This window comes from Arthrobacter sp. Hor0625 (genome assembly GCF_052567525.1).
On record NZ_CP199586.1, the window covers coordinates 583,464 to 600,078 of the forward strand.

Genomic DNA, 16,615 nt, shown 5'->3' on the forward strand with positions numbered 1-16,615 from the left:
CGGACCGCGGCCAGACCCCGGGGCGGCCGGTTCGGCGGCCCGGCGACCGCCGGGGTTTCGGTGTCGGTGGGCTTTGGTAGCTTGGCAGCAGAGGGACGGACGGCAGCGGGACCAACCAAGTAAAGCGGGGCGCAGTGTTTTTTCTTGAACCGGAGGTACCGGGGGCGGGACCGGACCTGGTCTACTCCGCGAGTGACCTGGTGGTCGCCGCGGACTGCGAGTACCAGCTGCTGCGCAAGCTCGACGAGAAACTGGGCCGCGCCGCCAAGGCGGACTTCGGCACCGACGAGATGCTCGAACACGCGGCCCGGCTGGGTGATGTGCATGAGCGCAAGGTCCTGGACGGGTTCGTGGCCGAGTTTGGGCCGTGGGATCCGGACCGCGGACGCGGCGTGTACGACGTCGTTCCCGCCGAGACCCTGGACCGTGCCACCCTCACCGCCAAGCACGAGGAATCCCTGGAGGCGCTGCGGGCCGGAGCCGACGTCGTTTTCCAGGCCGCCTTTTTCGACGGGCAGTTCCACGGCCGTTCCGACTTCCTGGTGCGCCGGGCCGACGGCGGCTACGCCGTCTTCGACACCAAACTCGCCCGCCATGCCAAGGTGACGGCGCTGTTGCAGCTTGCCGCCTACGGGGACCAGCTGCTGAAGGCGGGCATTCCGGTCGACCCGGCGGTGACCCTGGTGCTCGGCGCCACGGTGCAGCGGGCAGACGGCGGCTACGACAACGTCCGGAGCGATCACCGGCTGGCCGAGATCCTGCCGGTCTTCCGCGAACGGCGGGACCGTTTCCTCGCCCTGACCGCCACCCATATCGCACAGCCCGGAGCAGTCGCCTGGGGCGCGGACGGCGTCAGTGCCTGCGGCCGGTGCGACTACTGCCAGGAGCAGGTGAAGGCCACCGACGACCTGCTGCTGGTGGCCCGGATGAACACCGCGCAGCGGAAAATCCTGCACGACGAGGGCATCTACACTGTCAGGCAGCTCGCGACGGCGACCCTGGCCCGGCCCACCCCCGTGCTGCAGCGGCTGCAGGACCAGGCCCGGATGCAGTCCGGCGTCGGAGCCGCCGACGGTCAGGTGCGCTACACCAAGGACGGCGCGGAGCATGTCCTCCGCTACGGCGTCCTGCCGCAGAACACCCTGGCCGAGCTGCCGCCGTCCAGCGCCGGCGACATCTTCTTCGACTTCGAGGGCGATCCGCTCTGGCAGGACACCGACACCGGCGTGTGGGGGCTGGAATATCTCTTCGGCGTGGTCGAGGCACCCGTCGCCCCGGGGGCCGCCGGGGTGTTCCGGCCGTTCTGGGCGCACAGCCGGGCAGCGGAGAAGCAGGCATTCCTGGACTTTTTGGACTACGTCGAGAAGCGGCGGCGCGACTACCCGGACATGCACGTCTACCACTACGCCGCCTACGAGAAGACCGCCCTGCGCAAACTGTCCGTCCAGCATGTCGCCGGTGAGGACGTCGTGGACGACTGGCTGCGGGAAGGGCTGCTGGTGGATCTGTACCAGACCGTCCGGAACAGCATCCGCGTCTCGGACAACTCGTACAGCATCAAGAAACTCGAGCCGCTCTACATGGGCGCGCACCTCCGCACCGGCGAGGTCAAGGACGCCGGCGCCTCCGTGGTGGCCTACGCCAAGTACTGCGCCGCCCGGGACGAGCACCGCGCCGAGGACGCCGCCGCGATCCTGGCCGGCATCTCCGACTACAACGAATACGACTGCCTCTCCACCCTGGAACTGCGGAACTGGCTGCTCGACCGCGCCCGGGAACGCGGCATCGAGCCCCGCGGAACGGGGGCGCAGGCCGACGCCGATTCCCAGCACGGGGCGGGGGCTGGCGCCGGCGTGGATGCCGGGCGCCGCACCGAGACCGGGTCCGGGGGTGACACGAAGCGGCCGCCGTCCGCGGCCGTCGACAACGGCGGCGGGGAAGGATCAGCTCACGCCGGAACCGTCCTGAGCCCGGCCGAGGCGGCACTGCTGGCCTTCGCCGAGCCCGGCTCCACTTTGCCCGAGGCGGACCGCAAGGCCGTCGCGATGCTGGCCGCGGCCGTCAGCTACCACCGCCGGGAACGGAAATCGTTCTGGTGGGCGCACTTCGACCGGTGCGAGCAGGGACCGGACACGCACGACCGGGACCGCAACGTCTTCCTGGTCGAAGCCGCCGAGGTCCTGGGCGACTGGCAACAGGACGGCCGGAAACTGCCGGAGCGCCGGGTGAAACTGACCGGCACCGTCAGCCCCGGCTCGGACCTGCGGGAAGGCAGCAAGTGGTTCCGCATGTACGGGCAGCCGCTGCCGGCCGGGCTCGAGGGCACCGGAAAGGACGGAGCCGGCCGGAACGGCTGGTTCGAAACCGAAGTCCTGGAACTGGGCCACGAGGACGGCAAGGACACGGTCATTATCCGGGACCGCCTGCACCGGAACATCGAGCCGTACGCGGACCTGCCGATCGCGCTGACCGAAAACCAGCCGCTCGCCACCAAGAGTCTGGAGCAGGCCCTCGAGGCGCTGGCCGACACCGTGGCGGCCGGCCTTGCCCACGGCGGCCTCCCCGGGCATCCGGCGCTGGACCTCGTCCGCCGGCTGCCGCCCCGGCTCAGCGGAGGGGCCGCCCTGCCGGGCGCCGGTGTCGGACCGGACCGCTTCGTGGACGCCATCACCGCCGCGGTCCTGGACCTCGACCATTCCTACTTGGCTGTGCAGGGCCCGCCGGGAACCGGTAAGACGTATGTGGGCTCGCACGTCATTGCCCGGCTCGTGGCCCGGGGCTGGAAGGTCGGCGTCGTCGGGCAGTCCCACGCGGTGGTGGAGAATCTGCTCACCACCGCGGTGACCAAAGCCGGCGTCGACCCCGCCCGGGTGGCCAAGGACGTCAAGCACAACAATCCGGTGGCCTGGACCTCGCGCGCCGCCCAGGATGTGGCGGCTTTGCTGTCCTCGCCGGGCGGTGCCCTCATTGGCGGCACCGCCTGGACCCTGACGGGGTCCACCGTTCCGCCCGGCGCCCTGGACTTGCTGGTGATCGACGAGGCCGGGCAATTCTCGTTGGCCAATACGCTGGCGGTGGCCCAGGCAAGCAGCCGGCTGCTCCTGCTTGGGGACCCGCAGCAGCTTCCGCAGGTCAGCCAGGGAAGGCACCCGGAACCGGTCGACGAGTCGGCCCTGGGCTGGGTGTCCGCCGGCCACGCCACGCTCCCGCCCGAACTGGGCTACTTCCTGGCCGATTCGTGGCGGATGCATTCCGAGCTGTGCCGGGCCGTCTCCGAGCTCTCCTACGATGGCCGGCTGCAGTCCGCGCCGTCCGCGGACTTGCGGCGCCTGGACGGGGTGCCCGCCGGGATCGAAACCGTGCTGGTGCCGCACAGCGGAAATACGACGTCGTCTCCGGAAGAGGCCGCGGAGGTGGTCCGCCAGGTCCGCCGCCACCTGGGGCTGCAGTGGCACTATGCCCCGGAGGAGGAGCGGCCGTTGGGCCAGTCCGACCTGCTGGTGGTTGCCGCCTACAACGCCCAGGTGAACCTCGTCCGGGATGCCCTGGACGACGCCGGCTTGGCCGAGGTGCGCGTCGGCACGGTGGACAAGTTCCAGGGCCAGGAAGCCGCCGTCGTGATCGTGTCGATGGCCTGCTCGGCGGTGGCCGAGGCGCCGCGGGGCATGGAGTTCCTGCTCTCCCGCAACCGGATCAACGTGGCCATCTCGCGCGGGCAGTGGCGCGCCGTCGTCGTCCGCTCCCCCGAACTGACCAACTACCTGCCCGGCAGGCCGGAGGCCCTGGAACAACTCGGCGGCTTCATCGGCCTGTGCCAACGGTCGGTATCCGCCCCGTCGTAGTGGACGGACATGCCCATTCTTCGCAGGAGTCCCCCGATGGACATGCTCATTCTTAAACGCGAGGAGTGGGCAGGATGGCATCCTGCCCACTCCTCGAGGCGCCGGTCGGGCATGTCCGCCCCCAGAGGACGGCGGCCGGACGGGAACCCTTAGTTCTGGTACGCCGGGTAGTCCGTGTAGCCCTCGGCACCATCGGTGTAGAAGGTGGCCGGGTTGGGCTCGTTCACGGGAAGCCCCTCGCGCCAGCGACGCATCAGGTCCGGGTTGGCGATCGCCGGGCGTCCGACGACGACCGCGTCGGCGTGCCCGTCGGAGACCAGGGCGCGGGCTTCCTCGCTGGTCGTGACGACGCCGAAGCCGGTGTTCACCAGGAAGGTTCCGTTGAACCGCGTACGCAGCTCCTGGACGAGCTCGCTGGTCGGCTCCTTGTGCAGGACGCTCAGGTAGGCCAGCTTCAGCGGCGCCAGCGCGTCCACGAGGTGGCCGTAGGTCTCGCGCACATCGGCGGCGTCCTGCTCCAGCGCGCCCTGAACGTTGTGTTCCGGCGAAATACGGATGCCGACGCGGTCCGCCCCGACGGCGTCCACGACTGCCTGGGCGACCTCGATGACAAAGCGGGCCCGGTTTTCGGGCGAGCCGCCGTAGTTGTCGTCGCGCTGGTTAGCGGCCGGCGTCAGGAACTCGTGCAGGAGGTAGCCATTCGCGGAGTGCAGCTCGACGCCGTCGAACCCGGCCTCGATCGCCTTGCGGGAGGCCTGGACAAACTCCTCGCGGATGGCGGGCAGTTCCTCGGTGGTCAGGGCGCACGGGACCGGGAACGGCTGCTTGCCCTTGTAGGTGCGGGTCTGGCCGTCGATGGCGATGGCGCTCGGCGCGACAACCTCGTGTCCGCCGGTGGTCTCCTCGTGGGTGACGCGGCCTGCATGCATGACCTGGGCAAAGATCCGTCCGCCCTCCGCGTGCACGGCGGCGGTCACATCGGCCCAGCCCTTCAGCTGTTCCTCGGTGACCAGGCCGGGCTGGCCGGGGAAGCCACGGCCGGCGGGGCTGGGGTAAGTGCCTTCGCTGACGATGAGTCCCAGGGAGGCGCGCTGCCGGTAGTGCTCCACGACCAGCGGCCCGGGCACACCCTCCCGGCCGGAACGAAGCCGGGTGAGCGGCGCCATCACGAGGCGGTTCGGCAGCTCCAACTGGCCAACGGTGAGAGTGGAAAACAGCATGCGCGGTTCCTTTCGCAGTGGTTTGAGTCCACTGTCGAAAGCATCAATGCGCCCGCATCTATTCCGTTTGAGACTCGAATCACGCCGGGTCAGCGCGACGTCGGCGGCGCTCCCGGGCATCCCGCGCCCTGGGGATTCTTGAGACAGTCGTCGGCGTAGTTGCGGGTGATGGAGCGCCACACGCTGACGGTGCGGGGCGGGGCGTTGAACTGTCCCTGGCCGGGAATGGGCAGCGGCGGCCCGCCGTTGACCGAGTAGGTACCGAGGAACGAGGTGGTCAGCACCACGGAGAAGTCCCCGGTCCGGGTGTAGACGTGGCTGGTTGCCGTCTTTTCGCCCCACCGGTCCTGAGGCAGCGGACCACCGGCCGAGCTTTGCGGCCCGAGCGTCGTGCCATCACCGTAGTTCCAGGTGTATTGGACGGGCCTGGCCTCGACGTGGACGTCCTGGGCCAGGATCTTGATGTCGAATTGCTGTTCGGCGGCTTCGGCGTAGAAGTTCGTGTCCGCGCCCCGGAGGGTATGCGGGCTGGGCTGCGCAGTCACCCGGCCGGCGGAAATCGGCAGCTTTTGAAACTCGCTCTGAATCATTGCGGCGATGCGCGGAAGCAGGTCTTCGGGCCTAGCGTCGAAGAGGCATGTTGGGCCGGAGTGGTAACTCCATACCGGGTTGGGCACGCCGGCGGGAGCTTTGAGCCACGTGACCGGAATCCCGTCCTTCCCGTCGGGCCCGTTCTTGCATTCCAGGACCGTCGCAAGGCAATCCGCGTCGAAGTCGCCGCCCCCGAGGTGGCACTGGAGCTCGTATTTGTACTGATTCGGGTCGCTCGAAATGAATCCTGGTTCCTGCCGCACGAATTTGCCCGCGGAGTCATCCCAAGCCCACGCGCTAAGCTGCGCCCCATCAGGTTCCCAGTCCCCAAAGATGTCTGGGTCCGCATGCACCACGGCGGCTCCGGCAAGCATTGAGATGAGGACGAAAACCAGCATGGTTGAAATTCGCGTCGTAGACTCAACGGCACTGCGCATGGTCAACCGACAATTCGACCGATGTTCACGAGTCGCCATGCTCCCCCGACGTACGAGACAAACAACAGGTTTCCTGTGTCGTCGGGCTGGGGGTCGCTACGGGCGATACTGCCGTCCTTTCGAACGTACGTAAGCGGCGTTTGATGGGCCTGCACAGCAACTTGATATGTTTTTTCGGGGCTCTCTTCGAATTGAGTACTTACGGAGCGGGCGGTCAGCTTTCCACCCACAAGCCACCTTCCGTCCGTGTTCCACGCATGAATTACCTTCTTAGCCTTGGCGCACGGCTCGCAGTCGTTCGAAGTTACAGAATCTAGGGGTCCCGTATCCCCCGTCTCATAGCCGTAGCTGAGGAGCTGGAACCAGTACCGCGCGAACGCTTCCAGCCCTTCCTTGGTCTTTTTCTTTGCGACCTCCGGCAACACCGGCACGGGAACGTTTTGCGCTTTGCCTTTGAAGTTGGCGGGCTTGTAGCTGGGGGTGGCCGTGGCGGTCGGGCTCACCACTGGACGCGCGCTGGCAGAGGCCGACGCAGAGGGATCCGGCGCCGTCGTCGGGGATGCTTGGCCGCTGGTGCAAGCGGACGTGGCCAGCACGAGGGCGGTGAGGAATGTGGCGGTGGCCGGTAACCGGCGGGTGGAGCTTGGAATGCGAGCTGTCATGTTCAGCTAATCCCCCGATAGAAATCAAGACGCCTGAATCCAAACAATGCCTAAGGGTAACTGACACCGCATCCCGGCGGTAAGAGTTATCCACACCCCTTTTTTCGCACTTTTTGCACCGCCCGGGTCACCGCAGGCGGCCCCGAAACGCTGGCCGCCCGGGGCGTAAGGAACCGCATCTCAGGCCGAGACGGCAAAAGGGCGTTGCGGAAGCTCACGCTTCCGCAACGCCCTGTCGATTCGCGAGGTCCTGCGACCCCGCGGCTGCGCTACTTCTTGCTGTCGGCGCCGAGCCCGGAGCCGCTGCAACTTGCCATGGCCCCCTGGCCTGCTCCCGAGTTCTTGGAAATCGACTTTCCATCAATCAGGATTTCGCAGCCCACCTTCGCCGCGGCATTCGTGTAATCACCGGTGACCGTCAGCGAAACGAACTCCGAGTTCTTCACCGTCTGCTCCTTCTTCCAACCACCCGTCACGTCCTCCGAGGACATCCCGCCGCTGGTCCAGTAGTTGACGGATGCCTTGCCGTTCGTCGTCACGACGTACTGCATCTTGTGCTCCGAGTTGAGCGCCTGGTCCGCCGAGGACACCGCGGCGGACACGACGGCCATCCAGATGGCGGCGATCACGATGGCCAGCACGCCCAGGACCAGGCCGGCGATCGACGCGCCCTTCTTGGCGAACTTGCGGGTGGCGCCGATGATGCCGAACAGTACGGCGAGCGGACCCAGCACGAAGGCGACAACGCCCATCACCGGAATGAACGAGAAGACGACCGCCACGATGCCGATAACCAGGGCGGCGACGCCCCAGCCGTTGCCCCGGGGCGCCGGCGCAACAGGAGAGGCCGGAGCCGCGGAAGCGGACGGAACGGTCGACGTCGGCTGATCCGCGGCCGCGGTGCCGTGCGAATTGAAATTGCTCATGATTTCCCCATGTTTTCTGGCCAGGCTGCGCCTGGCGGCGAAGTGTCCGGGCCCGCGCGCCCCCAATGGCGCAAAGGCGCATCCTGCCAGCGGCCAAATACGCAGGGTTTCCCTGCGGAACGACCGACGGCGGCGATGCAAACCGAACAAGAAAAACGGTAAGGACGGGGTCCGACAATTTAGCGTGATGCCAGATAGCGCACAGGCCTCTGGCGCTTTTCTACAGCACCCAGAACAATGGGCCCATGATGTTCGAACACGAAGACGGCAACCCGATCCTGCGCCTGGCCGAGGACGAGTCGTGGAAGCTTATTGAGGGAACCCAGCACGGACGGCTGGTAGTCACCGTCGCCGGAGAACCGGACATTTTCCCGGTGAACTACGCGGTGAAGGACCGGAAGCTGTACCTGCGCACCGCGCCGGGCAACAAACTGGCCGAGCTGACCATCAATGCGTCGGTGCTCTTCGAAACAGACGGGATCCTCTCGGACGAGGCCTGGTCCGTGGTCGTCCGCGGCACGGCCCGGGTCCTGGAAGAGTCAGCGGACATCGCTGCTGCCGAGGCACTCGGGCTCAAGCCCTGGGTCCCGACGCTGAAGGACTTCTACGTGGAGATCGCCCCGACGTCGGTCAGCGGCCGGCATTTCCAGTTTGGCGAACACCCCGAACGCGAGATCTAGGCCGCACCCGCTCCCGAACCGCCGCCTAGACTTGAACCATGGCGGACAGTTTGACCCCGGAGCGGCGCAGCTGGAACATGTCGCGCATCCGGGGCAAGAACACCAAGCCAGAACTGCTGGTCCGCCGGATGCTGCACGCCAAGGGCTACCGCTACCGCCTGCACGGCACGGCCCGCGGCGGCCGCCTTCCGGGCAACCCGGACCTGGTATTCGCCAGCCGCCAGAAGGTCATCTTCGTCAATGGCTGTTTTTGGCATTTCCACGGTTGCCGGGTCGGCCAGCACGCCCCGAAATCCAATGCCGAGTTTTGGGAAACCAAGCGGGCCAGGACCCGGGCGCGCGACGCCGAACAGCGGCGGTTGCTGGAAGACGCTGGGTGGGAGGTACTCACCGTGTGGGAGTGCGAGCTCAAGGACCGCTCGGCCCTGGAGCAGCAGCTGGACGGGTTCCTGCGCAGCTAGGGCAGGCAGCCGGGGCGCGGGACGTCTGGGCGTCCGGCAACTAGGCCCGGTGGTGCGCGATCAGCCATTCGGCCATGACACGGGCGCGGCCCGCGGCGGCCCGGTCTCCCCCGGCCGCCGCCACGATAGAGCCCTTCATCAGGATGTACCACGAGCGGGCGAAGCCCTCCGGATCGCGCAATGCGGCTTCCTCGGCAAGGCTCTGGACATGCCCGCGGATCTTGTCGAGGTAGTCGATGCTGGCGCGGCCCAGCGGATGGGTCGGGCCCATCTCCAGCAGGATGTTCACGAAGGAGCAAGCTTCAAAGTCGTCCCGGGCGAACCAGTCGGCAAAGACATCGAAGATGGCGAGCAGCTGCTCGGACGGCGTGCTGCCGCGGCGGCGCGCCTCCGAAATAATCGTGGCCACCGTCCACTGCCGGTCGCGGCGCTCCAGGAAGGCCAGGACCAGCTCGTCCTTGGAACCGAAGTGCCGGTAGAAACTGGCCTTCGCCACCCCGGACCGGCTGATCAGCTCGTTGATGCCGACATCACGGACGCCGCGACGCGAAAATAATTCGTACGCCACGTCCAAAATGCGTTCATGGATGCCGGTAGTCTCGGCAGCACCGGCGATGGTCTCACCGCCGGTCGCAGGAGCGCCGCCACTGCCCGACGGTTCGGGCGGCGGAAGTGCAGCCTGGGATTTGCTTGAAGAAGACATCAAAATAATCGTACCGCTGCACGAGACAGACTGGTCTCTTCCGGGTTAAGATCGAACCTCGGGGACTAGGACTCTATCGACCGGTATGTGGGGATACTACTTACTCCGCAGGAGAGCACCATGCCACACTTGTTGTTGTCTACCGAGACCCGCACGCGGCACGCCGCCCGGAGTCCCGAAACACCTGAGGATCTGGAGCCCCTGCGCCGGCAGGTCTCAGCCATCATCGATGCGATACTCAACGACACCAAACCCGATGAGGCCCTCGTCCGGGAACAGCTCCGCCAGCACGTCGCGGACAATCCCGGAGAACCGGAAAAAGCCCTGCTCAACCACCTGCTCGCCATTTCCACGGCCGTCCAGGACGAACCCGCCTAACGCCGGGGTCGACCCAAGGCCCCGGGCCACGGCGGACGCAGGTTCCGCCGGCCCCGGGGGTCAGCGGCTGACGGTCGCCTGGCGCACCACTTCGCCCCAGGACTGCTGGGCGAGGTCCGCCACCGCGGCCAGGATGCCCGCTGGCGGCAGGGACAGGTCCAGCGGGAACTCGACGACGTCGATGTCGGTATTCAGGATCCGGCGGAGCTTGATCTCGCCCGCCCCCGGGTAGACCAGCCACGCCGTGGGCACCCGCAGCGAGGTGCAGTACGCCAGCATGCGGTAGTGGTCGCCGGAGAGCGACGCGCCGGCGTCGGACGCTGCCGTGTACTTGGCGTCGTACACCATCACCGGTCGGCCGCCGAGCAGGTGCACCGCGCCCGGCTGGACCATGATGCGGTCCGAATCCCGCACGGCTTCGTTCAACATGGCGTTGTAGCGCAGCCGCATCTCCCCCGGGTAGGAGGCCATGGCTTCCCGCAGCGCGGTCCCGACGAAGTCCTCGAAAACCTTGGACATGTCCACCACGAACGACGCCGAGTGCTGCGTTCCGTCGCCTGCCTCGGCGGAGGCGTTGCGCAGGATCACCTCGGACAGCCGGAGGGCGGCGTGATAGCGCAGGTTCATCCGGCTGGCCCGCCATACCGGCAGCGGCGCACCGGACTGCAGGCGGGTGACGGCGTCGAGCTTGCCCTTGAGGCGGCGCAGCCGGCTGAGCACGTCGGCCCGCACGCCCGGCACCTGCGCCATGCGTTCGAGGGCCGCGCGCAGGATCCGGTTTTCCGGGATGTCCTCGGTGAATTCGTCATAGGAGACCTCGAGGGGCACGAGCATGCCGGGACGCCGGGAGATCTGGTCCGACATCCGGATCCGTCCCTTGACGGTGCGCAGCGACTCATCGACGGTGAGGTACCCCTGCAGCACCCCCCGGCTCAGCGCCCGGTCGGCCAGCTGCGCGAGGGACTCGGCGAGGGCGCTCCAGAGGTCGGTGTCCTCGACGGCGGCGACGGCGTCGTCCCGAAAGCCCTGGTCCTCCGTGTAGCCGAGCAGGAACAGCAGCCGGTCCAGGCCGAGCCGTTCCTTGGGCCGGACCTCGACCTGCACCGACGGGGTGCGGACGGAGCCGACCTTGCCGACCGGTTCGATCCGGAACAGGCCCATGCCCAGCGGCGAGGCCTTCGCGAGTCCGCTGCCGTTGAGGTAGGCGGCGCTGCCGGCGTCGAGGCGCTCCACCACCCCGCCGGACAGTTCGTCCAGGACAATGTGGCGGACCCGGCCGGCGGCAGGGCTAGCCACGCGCAAGGCGGGACAGCAGCTGCTCCAGGCCGAACCGCTCCTCCAGCTGCGCCCGGTTGAGCTGGCCGTGGTAGTGCTCTTCGAGCAGCGGCATCAGCTCGTATTTCCAGATCCGGCGCAGCCCTGCGGGGCTCTGCGCGGCCTGCTTCATGAAGTAGGACGGTCCGATCATCAGGTCGCGGTCCCCTTCGTCGATGGCGTTGTTCAGCTCGTCAAGCAGCAGCGCCGGCGTCGTGTCCAGGTCCCGCGCCTGCAGGAACCGCAGCAGCGAGCCCTTCACCGGTTCCGTCTTGGGGTGCAGCTCGATGAAGGAGAACCGGCGGCGGATCGCGGCGTCCATCATGGCGATGGAGCGGTCCGCGGTGTTCATGGTGCCGATGATGTAGAGGTTGTCCGGCAGCGAGAACGGCTCCGTGGGGCTGTACTGCAGGTAGATCCGGTCATCGCGGTATTCCAGCAGGAAGTACAGCTCACCGAAGACCTTCGCCAGGTTGGCCCGGTTCATCTCGTCGATGATCAGGAAGTACGGCTTGTTCTCGTTGCCCGGCTTGGCCGCTTCCTCGGCGAGCCGCCGCAGCGGCCCGGCCACCAGCTTGAAGGAGACCTGGCCGTCGTCGGTCTTGTCCGGCCGGTAGCCCTCAAAGAAGTCCTCGTAGGCGTAGGAGGGGTGGAACTGGACCAGCTTGACCCGCTCGTCGCTGGTGTCTCCGGCCAGCTCCGCGGCGAGGTGCTTGGCCAGGTAGGTCTTGCCGGTGCCGGGCGGGCCGTAGAGCACCAGCTGGCGGTTTTCCTCCAGCAGTTCGGCGATTTCCTGCAGCGGTTCGAGGTCCATGTGCAGGGACGCGGCGAACTCCGCGGACAGGGGGCGGAAACCCTCGCAGGGTTCGACGGCGGTGTCCGGCTCGGTGCCGTCGGCGCCCTCCGCCTCGGCTTCGGCCGGGATCAGCGTATCCAGCGCCTGGATCACCCGGGTGACATCGACAATCAGGCCGGAGCTGGCCAGTTGCCGCTGCACGTGCCGGGGCAGCTCGGCCATGGCGTGGACCTCGTCGAACCAGCGGACCTTGCGGCGCAGCCGGCGGTTGTCGTCCTGGTGTTCGGGCTCGCCGAGCACCACACCCACCCGGACGGTGCCCGCGGTCTGGTACAGAGCCAGGTCGCCGGGCTTCATCACGGTCAGGAACGCGAAAACCGCGCTCTTGGTGTCCTCGCGTTCGACGTAGCTGAGGTGTTTGTAGTCCTCGTCGACGGCGTGCTGGACCAGCCCCGCGGTGACGCCGGGATCGAGCAGGCGGAGGTGTTCGACGTCGAGCGTCACCGCTTCCTCGTCGTGCCAGGCGGCGAGCACCTCGGCGTTGTCATGGTGGCTGCGCAGCAGCCAGGCGCGGCGGCCGGGGTCCCCGACCTTCCGCCACTGGCTCACCAGCTGCCGGGAGTACCAGTCGATCCGCTGCCCGGCCTGCTCGTCGAGGTGCAGCCGGATCCGGTGGATGTCCGCGGAAACTTCCTCATCCGAGTCGCCCTTGGCCCCGCCGACCAGGGAGGCGAAGGCGTCGCGGATCTCCTGGCGTTCGACGTCGGCCACGACGGGTTCGAAGTAGGCCGGCCAGACCAGGAACTCGATGCTGCGCCGGATCGCGGGCTGGTCCTCGGGGGTGCCCATGGTCAGTTCATGGAAGGCGAGCGGGTCCTTGATCGCTGCCTGGACGACGCCGGCCGGGCGCTGGGCGACGTGCCGGACGAAGCGGCACAGCCACTTCAGGTGGTCCCAAATGGTCCAGTTGAATTCGGCGGTCCGGTCACGGATGACGCCGTGGTCCGTCATGCCGGCGTACAGCTCGTCGGGGAGCTCCAGCGGCGGCTCCAGCCAGGACGCGGCCTCGGCCACCCGGGCCCGTTTGACCTTGAGCGACTTGACCTCGTGCGCCAGCGGCAACGACTGCAGGAACAACAGCTCAACGGCCAGCTGCTTGGCCCCGCGGGTGGCGCCCTCCAGGTTTTCGCGGAGGTTGGTCATCATCGGCGCCTTGGGGTCCGGGACGCCCCGTTCCAGTCGCTCCAGCAGCTCCGAGGCCGCTGCCACGGACCAGGTCCGGGTCCGGCCGTCCAGCGGTGAAGCCTTCCCCAGCAGGCCCGGTCCCAGCACAAACCACGCCGCGTCTTCGATCTCCTTGGAGATGCCGAGGGCGCGGTGCATGGCGGGCTTTTTGGTGGGGGTCATCCCTTCAATTTACAGCCTTAAGCTGGGCGCCCGCATCACGAGGGCTCCCTGCAGCGAAACTTAATTACCGGCGGGTAGCTTTCCCGGGACCGTCGTCGCGGCTCCGGAGAGGGCGCCGGCTCGGCCTCGTTGGCGGCCGCGCCGGAAGGCCCTGACCTGCGCGAACGACGAAGCCAGCGGCCGGTCGGCGGGGCGCCTTATTTGGCGGCCGGGTGACGCTTCACGCCGAAGGTGAAGTACGTGCCGGGACCGACGAAGTTGATCAGGGTTGCCGCCCGCCACAAGGCCTTGCTCCCGCGAATCTCCTCCGCGGGGCGGCGGGAGATGTCCCGTTGCGCCGCGACCAGCAGCGACAGCTGCACGACGGCCGCCGTGATCGTGCCGAACTTCGCCATCGGCGAGAGTTCCTTCCAGGTCTTCTTCTTGCGCGCCGTCGCCTTGCTTCGCTTGGCCATGGTCCGTGCTCCTAGCTCTCGTCGTCGACCGCTACCCGCGGGGCCCGTCCAGTCTAGGACCCATCACACCGCCAAGGTAGGGGCAGGGTGCTCGGGGGCCTCAGCCGGCCTGGGCCCGTCAGCCGGCGGCGGCCCAGTCGGGCCCGCGCCCCGTCAGCCAACGGTATGGTCAGCCGACGGCGGAGCGGGTGTAGGGGGCCAATTTGGCCTTCTGGTCAGGGGTCAGCCGCAGCACCCGGCCGGTCGCCTCATCGACGAAGGCCAGGTGGCTGCTCGCCTTGACGCAGTCCTCCCCCGTGACGGGGTCCTGGACGAGGTAGTGGATGTCGAAGCTGGCGCCCTTGACCGCGCCGATCCACAGCTGCACCACCGCGGGCACGTTGCGGTACTCCAGGGTCCTCACGTAGCGGATCTTGTGCTCCACCACCAGCGCCAGGGTGCCCTCCGGGACGTCGTTGAACAGCGGCACCTCGGGTTCGATCCCGGGCAGGCCGGCTCCGCGCGGCGGGCCGAAGGCCGCGATCCGCGCTTCCTCGAGGATCCGGACCAGCTGCACGTTGTTGATGTGCCCTTAGGCGTCCATGTCGCCCCAGCGCATCGGCACGCGGACCTCCAGCCGCCGAGGCGCTGCCGCGGCGCTGGGCTCCGGCCCGGCGTCGGGCGTCCCGGCGGTGGACTCCGTCCCGGCGTCGGGGATCCCGGCGCTCAACTGTGCACCGCCGTCGGCTCCTCCTCCAGGGACGCGTCCGCGTCCTCCCCGGCGAACTGCGACATGTAAAGCCGGTAGTAGGCGCCCCGGAGTTCCAGCAGCTCCACGTGGCGGCCCTGCTCGACGATCCGGCCGGCCTCCATCACGAGGATGGTGTCGGCGTCCCGGATGGTTGAGAGGCGGTGGGCGATCACGAAGCTGGTGCGGTCCGAGCGGAGCGCCGCCATCGCCTTCTGCACCAGGGCCTCGGTGCGGGTATCGACCGAGCTCGTGGCCTCGTCCAGGATCAGCAGCGAGGGGTTGGCCACGAAAGCCCGGGCGATGGTGATCAGCTGCTTTTCGCCGGCGCTGACGTTGTTGCCCTCCTCGTCGATAACCGTGTCGTAGCCGTCCGGCAGCGCCCGCACGAAGCGGTCCACGAACGTGGCCTTCGCCGCGGCCATGATCTGGTCCTCGGTGGCGTCCAGCTTGCCGTAGCGGATGTTCTCGTAGATGGTCCCGCCGAACAGCCACGCGTCCTGCAGCACCATGCCGACCTTGGAGCGCAGCTCCGCGCGGCTGAGCCGGGTAATGTCCACACCGTCCAGGGTGATGGTTCCGGCGTTCAGCTCGTAGAAGCGCATCACCAGGTTCACCAGGGTCGTCTTGCCGGCGCCGGTCGGGCCCACGATCGCGACGGTATGTCCCGGTTCGGCGGTGAAGGACAGGTCCTCGATCAGCGGCTTGTCCGGGGTGTAGCTAAAGGTGACGTGCCGGAACTCGACGTGCCCGTCGGTCTTGGCCGGAAGCTGCTCGGTGGCGGTCTCCGCGTCCTGTTCGTCGGCGTCCAGGAACTCGAAGACCCGCTCGGCGGACGCGACGCCGGACTGGAGCATGTTGGCCATGCCGGCCATCTGGCCCAGCGGCTGGGTGAATTCGCGTGAGTACTGGATGAACGCCGTCGCGTCGCCCAGGCTCATCCCGCCCGAGGCCACGCGCAGCCCGCCGACGACGGCGATCCCCACGTAGCTGAGGTAGGAGACGAACTGCATGACGGGCATGATCATGCCGGAGACGAACTGGGCGCCGAAGCTGGCCTTGTAGAGTTCCTCGTTGCGTTCGTCGAAGCGGGCCAGCATGTCCGCGTCGCGGCCGAAAACCCGGACCAGGTCATGGCCGGAGAACGATTCCTCGATCTGGCCGTTGAGGTCCCCGGTGTTCTTCCACTGCGCGGCGAAGAGCTTCTGGCTGCGGGCACCGATGATGCCGGCGGCCACGCCGGAGAGCGGCAGGGCGATGAGCGCGATCAGGGCCAGCTGCCAGGACACGATGAACATCATGATGACGATGCCGATCACCGTCAGCGCCGAGTTCACCAGCTGGGCAAAGGCCTGCTGCAGCGCCTGCTGGATGTTGTCGACGTCGTTCGTGACGCGGGAGAGGGTGTCGCCGCGCTGCCGGGTGTCGAAGTAGTTCAGCGGGAGCCGGTTGAGCTTCTTCTCCGTGTCGTCGCGCAGCTTGCGGACCACGCGCATGACCAGCACGTTGAGCACATAGCCCTGCAGCCACAGGAAGATGTTCGCGACGAAGTACATCACCAGCACCACGCTGATCAGGAACGCCAGCTTCTGGAAGTCGATGCCGGCACCGGGCACCACATCCATCCGCGCGAGCATGTCGGCGAAGTTGTCCTGGCCCTGGGCGCGCAGGCCGTCGATGAACTGGTCCTTGGTGGCGCCCGGCGGCAGCTGCTTGCCGACGACGCCGCTGAAGATCACGTCCATGGCCTGGCCGAGGATCCGGGGGGCGATCACGTTGAGGACGACGGCGACCGTCACCATCGCGAGGACGGCGGCGATGCCGGCGCGTTCGGGTTTGAGCAGGCCCATCAGCCGCTTGGCGGAGGGCCAGAAGTGCTGGGCCTTCTTGGCCGGCACGGCGCCGAACATGCCGCCGTCGGCTTCCCCGGGGGTGAATTCCTCCTCGTGGAAGTCCTCCTCGGGGGCGTCCGCAGGGGCCGTGTCTGCGGCGTCGGGGCTGGGCTTTTCTTTGGTG

15 protein-coding genes are annotated in these 16,615 nt (G+C 67.8%); 4 read left to right on the forward strand and 11 right to left on the reverse strand.

Annotated features, from left to right (window positions below; all coding sequences use genetic code 11):
• The first annotated feature begins 134 nt into the window (after positions 1–134).
• Positions 135–3,842 carry a TM0106 family RecB-like putative nuclease gene (locus tag ACTWLI_RS02530; protein ID WP_445155136.1) on the forward strand — a complete coding sequence of 1,236 codons (3,708 nt, stop codon included), beginning with the start codon at positions 135–137 and terminating at the stop codon, positions 3,840–3,842.
• 149 nt (positions 3,843–3,991) lie between these two features.
• Here the strand turns inward: ACTWLI_RS02530 and ACTWLI_RS02535 are convergent, their stop codons facing one another.
• The 4 genes from ACTWLI_RS02535 to ACTWLI_RS02550 form a co-directional block, all read right to left on the reverse strand.
• Entirely contained in the window at positions 3,992–5,062 is a 1,071-nt protein-coding gene (locus ACTWLI_RS02535; protein WP_445155137.1) for an alkene reductase, read from the reverse strand.
• Positions 5,063–5,151: 89 nt separating this feature from the next.
• A complete protein-coding gene (locus tag ACTWLI_RS02540) occupies positions 5,152–6,051 on the reverse strand; it encodes a PKD domain-containing protein (RefSeq protein ID WP_445155138.1) in 900 nt (299 codons plus the stop codon).
• Positions 6,052–6,092: 41 nt separating this feature from the next.
• Positions 6,093–6,593, reverse strand: coding sequence for a DUF6318 family protein (locus tag ACTWLI_RS02545; protein ID WP_445155139.1), 501 nt, complete (start codon positions 6,591–6,593; stop codon positions 6,093–6,095).
• A 428-nt stretch (positions 6,594–7,021) separates the two neighbouring features.
• Positions 7,022–7,678, reverse strand: coding sequence for a DUF308 domain-containing protein (locus ACTWLI_RS02550; protein ID WP_445155140.1), 657 nt, complete (start codon positions 7,676–7,678; stop codon positions 7,022–7,024).
• 245 nt (positions 7,679–7,923) lie between these two features.
• On the opposite strand from ACTWLI_RS02550, the gene ACTWLI_RS02555 reads away from it, so the two are divergent.
• On the forward strand, positions 7,924–8,358 hold the full coding sequence (locus ACTWLI_RS02555) for a pyridoxamine 5'-phosphate oxidase family protein (RefSeq protein WP_445155141.1): 435 nt from the start codon (positions 7,924–7,926) through the stop codon (positions 8,356–8,358).
• A gap of 38 nt (positions 8,359–8,396) precedes the next feature.
• On the forward strand, positions 8,397–8,819 hold the full coding sequence (locus tag ACTWLI_RS02560; RefSeq protein ID WP_445155142.1) for a very short patch repair endonuclease: 423 nt from the start codon (positions 8,397–8,399) through the stop codon (positions 8,817–8,819).
• Between the two features lie 40 nt (positions 8,820–8,859).
• Here ACTWLI_RS02560 and ACTWLI_RS02565 read toward each other — a convergent pair whose 3' ends face one another.
• On the reverse strand, positions 8,860–9,522 hold the full coding sequence (locus ACTWLI_RS02565; RefSeq protein WP_445155143.1) for a TetR/AcrR family transcriptional regulator: 663 nt from the start codon (positions 9,520–9,522) through the stop codon (positions 8,860–8,862).
• 120 nt (positions 9,523–9,642) lie between these two features.
• On the opposite strand from ACTWLI_RS02565, the gene ACTWLI_RS02570 reads away from it, so the two are divergent.
• Entirely contained in the window at positions 9,643–9,900 is a 258-nt protein-coding gene (locus ACTWLI_RS02570) for a hypothetical protein (RefSeq protein ID WP_445155144.1), read from the forward strand.
• A gap of 60 nt (positions 9,901–9,960) precedes the next feature.
• Here ACTWLI_RS02570 and ACTWLI_RS02575 read toward each other — a convergent pair whose 3' ends face one another.
• The 6 genes from ACTWLI_RS02575 to ACTWLI_RS02600 all read right to left on the reverse strand — a co-directional run bounded on the left by ACTWLI_RS02575 (position 9,961) and on the right by ACTWLI_RS02600 (position 16,509).
• Entirely contained in the window at positions 9,961–11,202 is a 1,242-nt protein-coding gene (locus ACTWLI_RS02575) for a 5-methylcytosine restriction system specificity protein McrC (RefSeq protein WP_445155145.1), read from the reverse strand.
• On the reverse strand, positions 11,189–13,417 hold the full coding sequence (locus tag ACTWLI_RS02580; protein ID WP_445155146.1) for an McrB family protein: 2,229 nt from the start codon (positions 13,415–13,417) through the stop codon (positions 11,189–11,191). Before ACTWLI_RS02580 ends, ACTWLI_RS02575 begins: the two co-directional genes overlap by 14 nt.
• A gap of 197 nt (positions 13,418–13,614) precedes the next feature.
• Positions 13,615–13,872 (reverse strand): hypothetical protein, encoded by a 258-nt coding sequence (locus ACTWLI_RS02585; RefSeq protein WP_445155147.1) that lies wholly within the window; start codon positions 13,870–13,872, stop codon positions 13,615–13,617.
• 169 nt (positions 13,873–14,041) lie between these two features.
• A complete protein-coding gene (locus ACTWLI_RS02590) occupies positions 14,042–14,437 on the reverse strand; it encodes an acyl-CoA thioesterase (RefSeq protein ID WP_445156105.1) in 396 nt (131 codons plus the stop codon).
• A gap of 6 nt (positions 14,438–14,443) precedes the next feature.
• On the reverse strand, positions 14,444–14,581 hold the full coding sequence (locus tag ACTWLI_RS02595; RefSeq protein ID WP_445155148.1) for a hypothetical protein: 138 nt from the start codon (positions 14,579–14,581) through the stop codon (positions 14,444–14,446).
• Positions 14,578–16,509, reverse strand: a complete 1,932-nt coding sequence (locus ACTWLI_RS02600; protein WP_445156106.1) for an ABC transporter ATP-binding protein — start codon at positions 16,507–16,509, stop codon at positions 14,578–14,580. Before ACTWLI_RS02600 ends, ACTWLI_RS02595 begins: the two co-directional genes overlap by 4 nt.
• Positions 16,510–16,615 lie beyond the last annotated feature (106 nt).

Bases quoted from the DNA above. Each gene is read 5' to 3' on its own strand.
- ACTWLI_RS02580 (WP_445155146.1), bottom strand. From the start codon at position 13,417: ATGACCCCCACCAAAAAGCCCGCCATGCACCGCGCCCTCGGCATCTCC.
- ACTWLI_RS02570 (WP_445155144.1), top strand. From the start codon at position 9,643: ATGCCACACTTGTTGTTGTCTACCGAGACCCGCACGCGGCACGCCGCC.
- ACTWLI_RS02600 (WP_445156106.1), bottom strand. From the start codon at position 16,509: ATGTTCGGCGCCGTGCCGGCCAAGAAGGCCCAGCACTTCTGGCCCTCC.
- ACTWLI_RS02540 (WP_445155138.1), bottom strand. From the start codon at position 6,051: ATGCTGGTTTTCGTCCTCATCTCAATGCTTGCCGGAGCCGCCGTGGTG.
- ACTWLI_RS02535 (WP_445155137.1), bottom strand. From the start codon at position 5,062: ATGCTGTTTTCCACTCTCACCGTTGGCCAGTTGGAGCTGCCGAACCGC.
- ACTWLI_RS02560 (WP_445155142.1), top strand. From the start codon at position 8,397: ATGGCGGACAGTTTGACCCCGGAGCGGCGCAGCTGGAACATGTCGCGC.
- ACTWLI_RS02565 (WP_445155143.1), bottom strand. From the start codon at position 9,522: ATGTCTTCTTCAAGCAAATCCCAGGCTGCACTTCCGCCGCCCGAACCG.
- ACTWLI_RS02585 (WP_445155147.1), bottom strand. From the start codon at position 13,872: ATGGCCAAGCGAAGCAAGGCGACGGCGCGCAAGAAGAAGACCTGGAAG.
- ACTWLI_RS02555 (WP_445155141.1), top strand. From the start codon at position 7,924: ATGATGTTCGAACACGAAGACGGCAACCCGATCCTGCGCCTGGCCGAG.
- ACTWLI_RS02550 (WP_445155140.1), bottom strand. From the start codon at position 7,678: ATGAGCAATTTCAATTCGCACGGCACCGCGGCCGCGGATCAGCCGACG.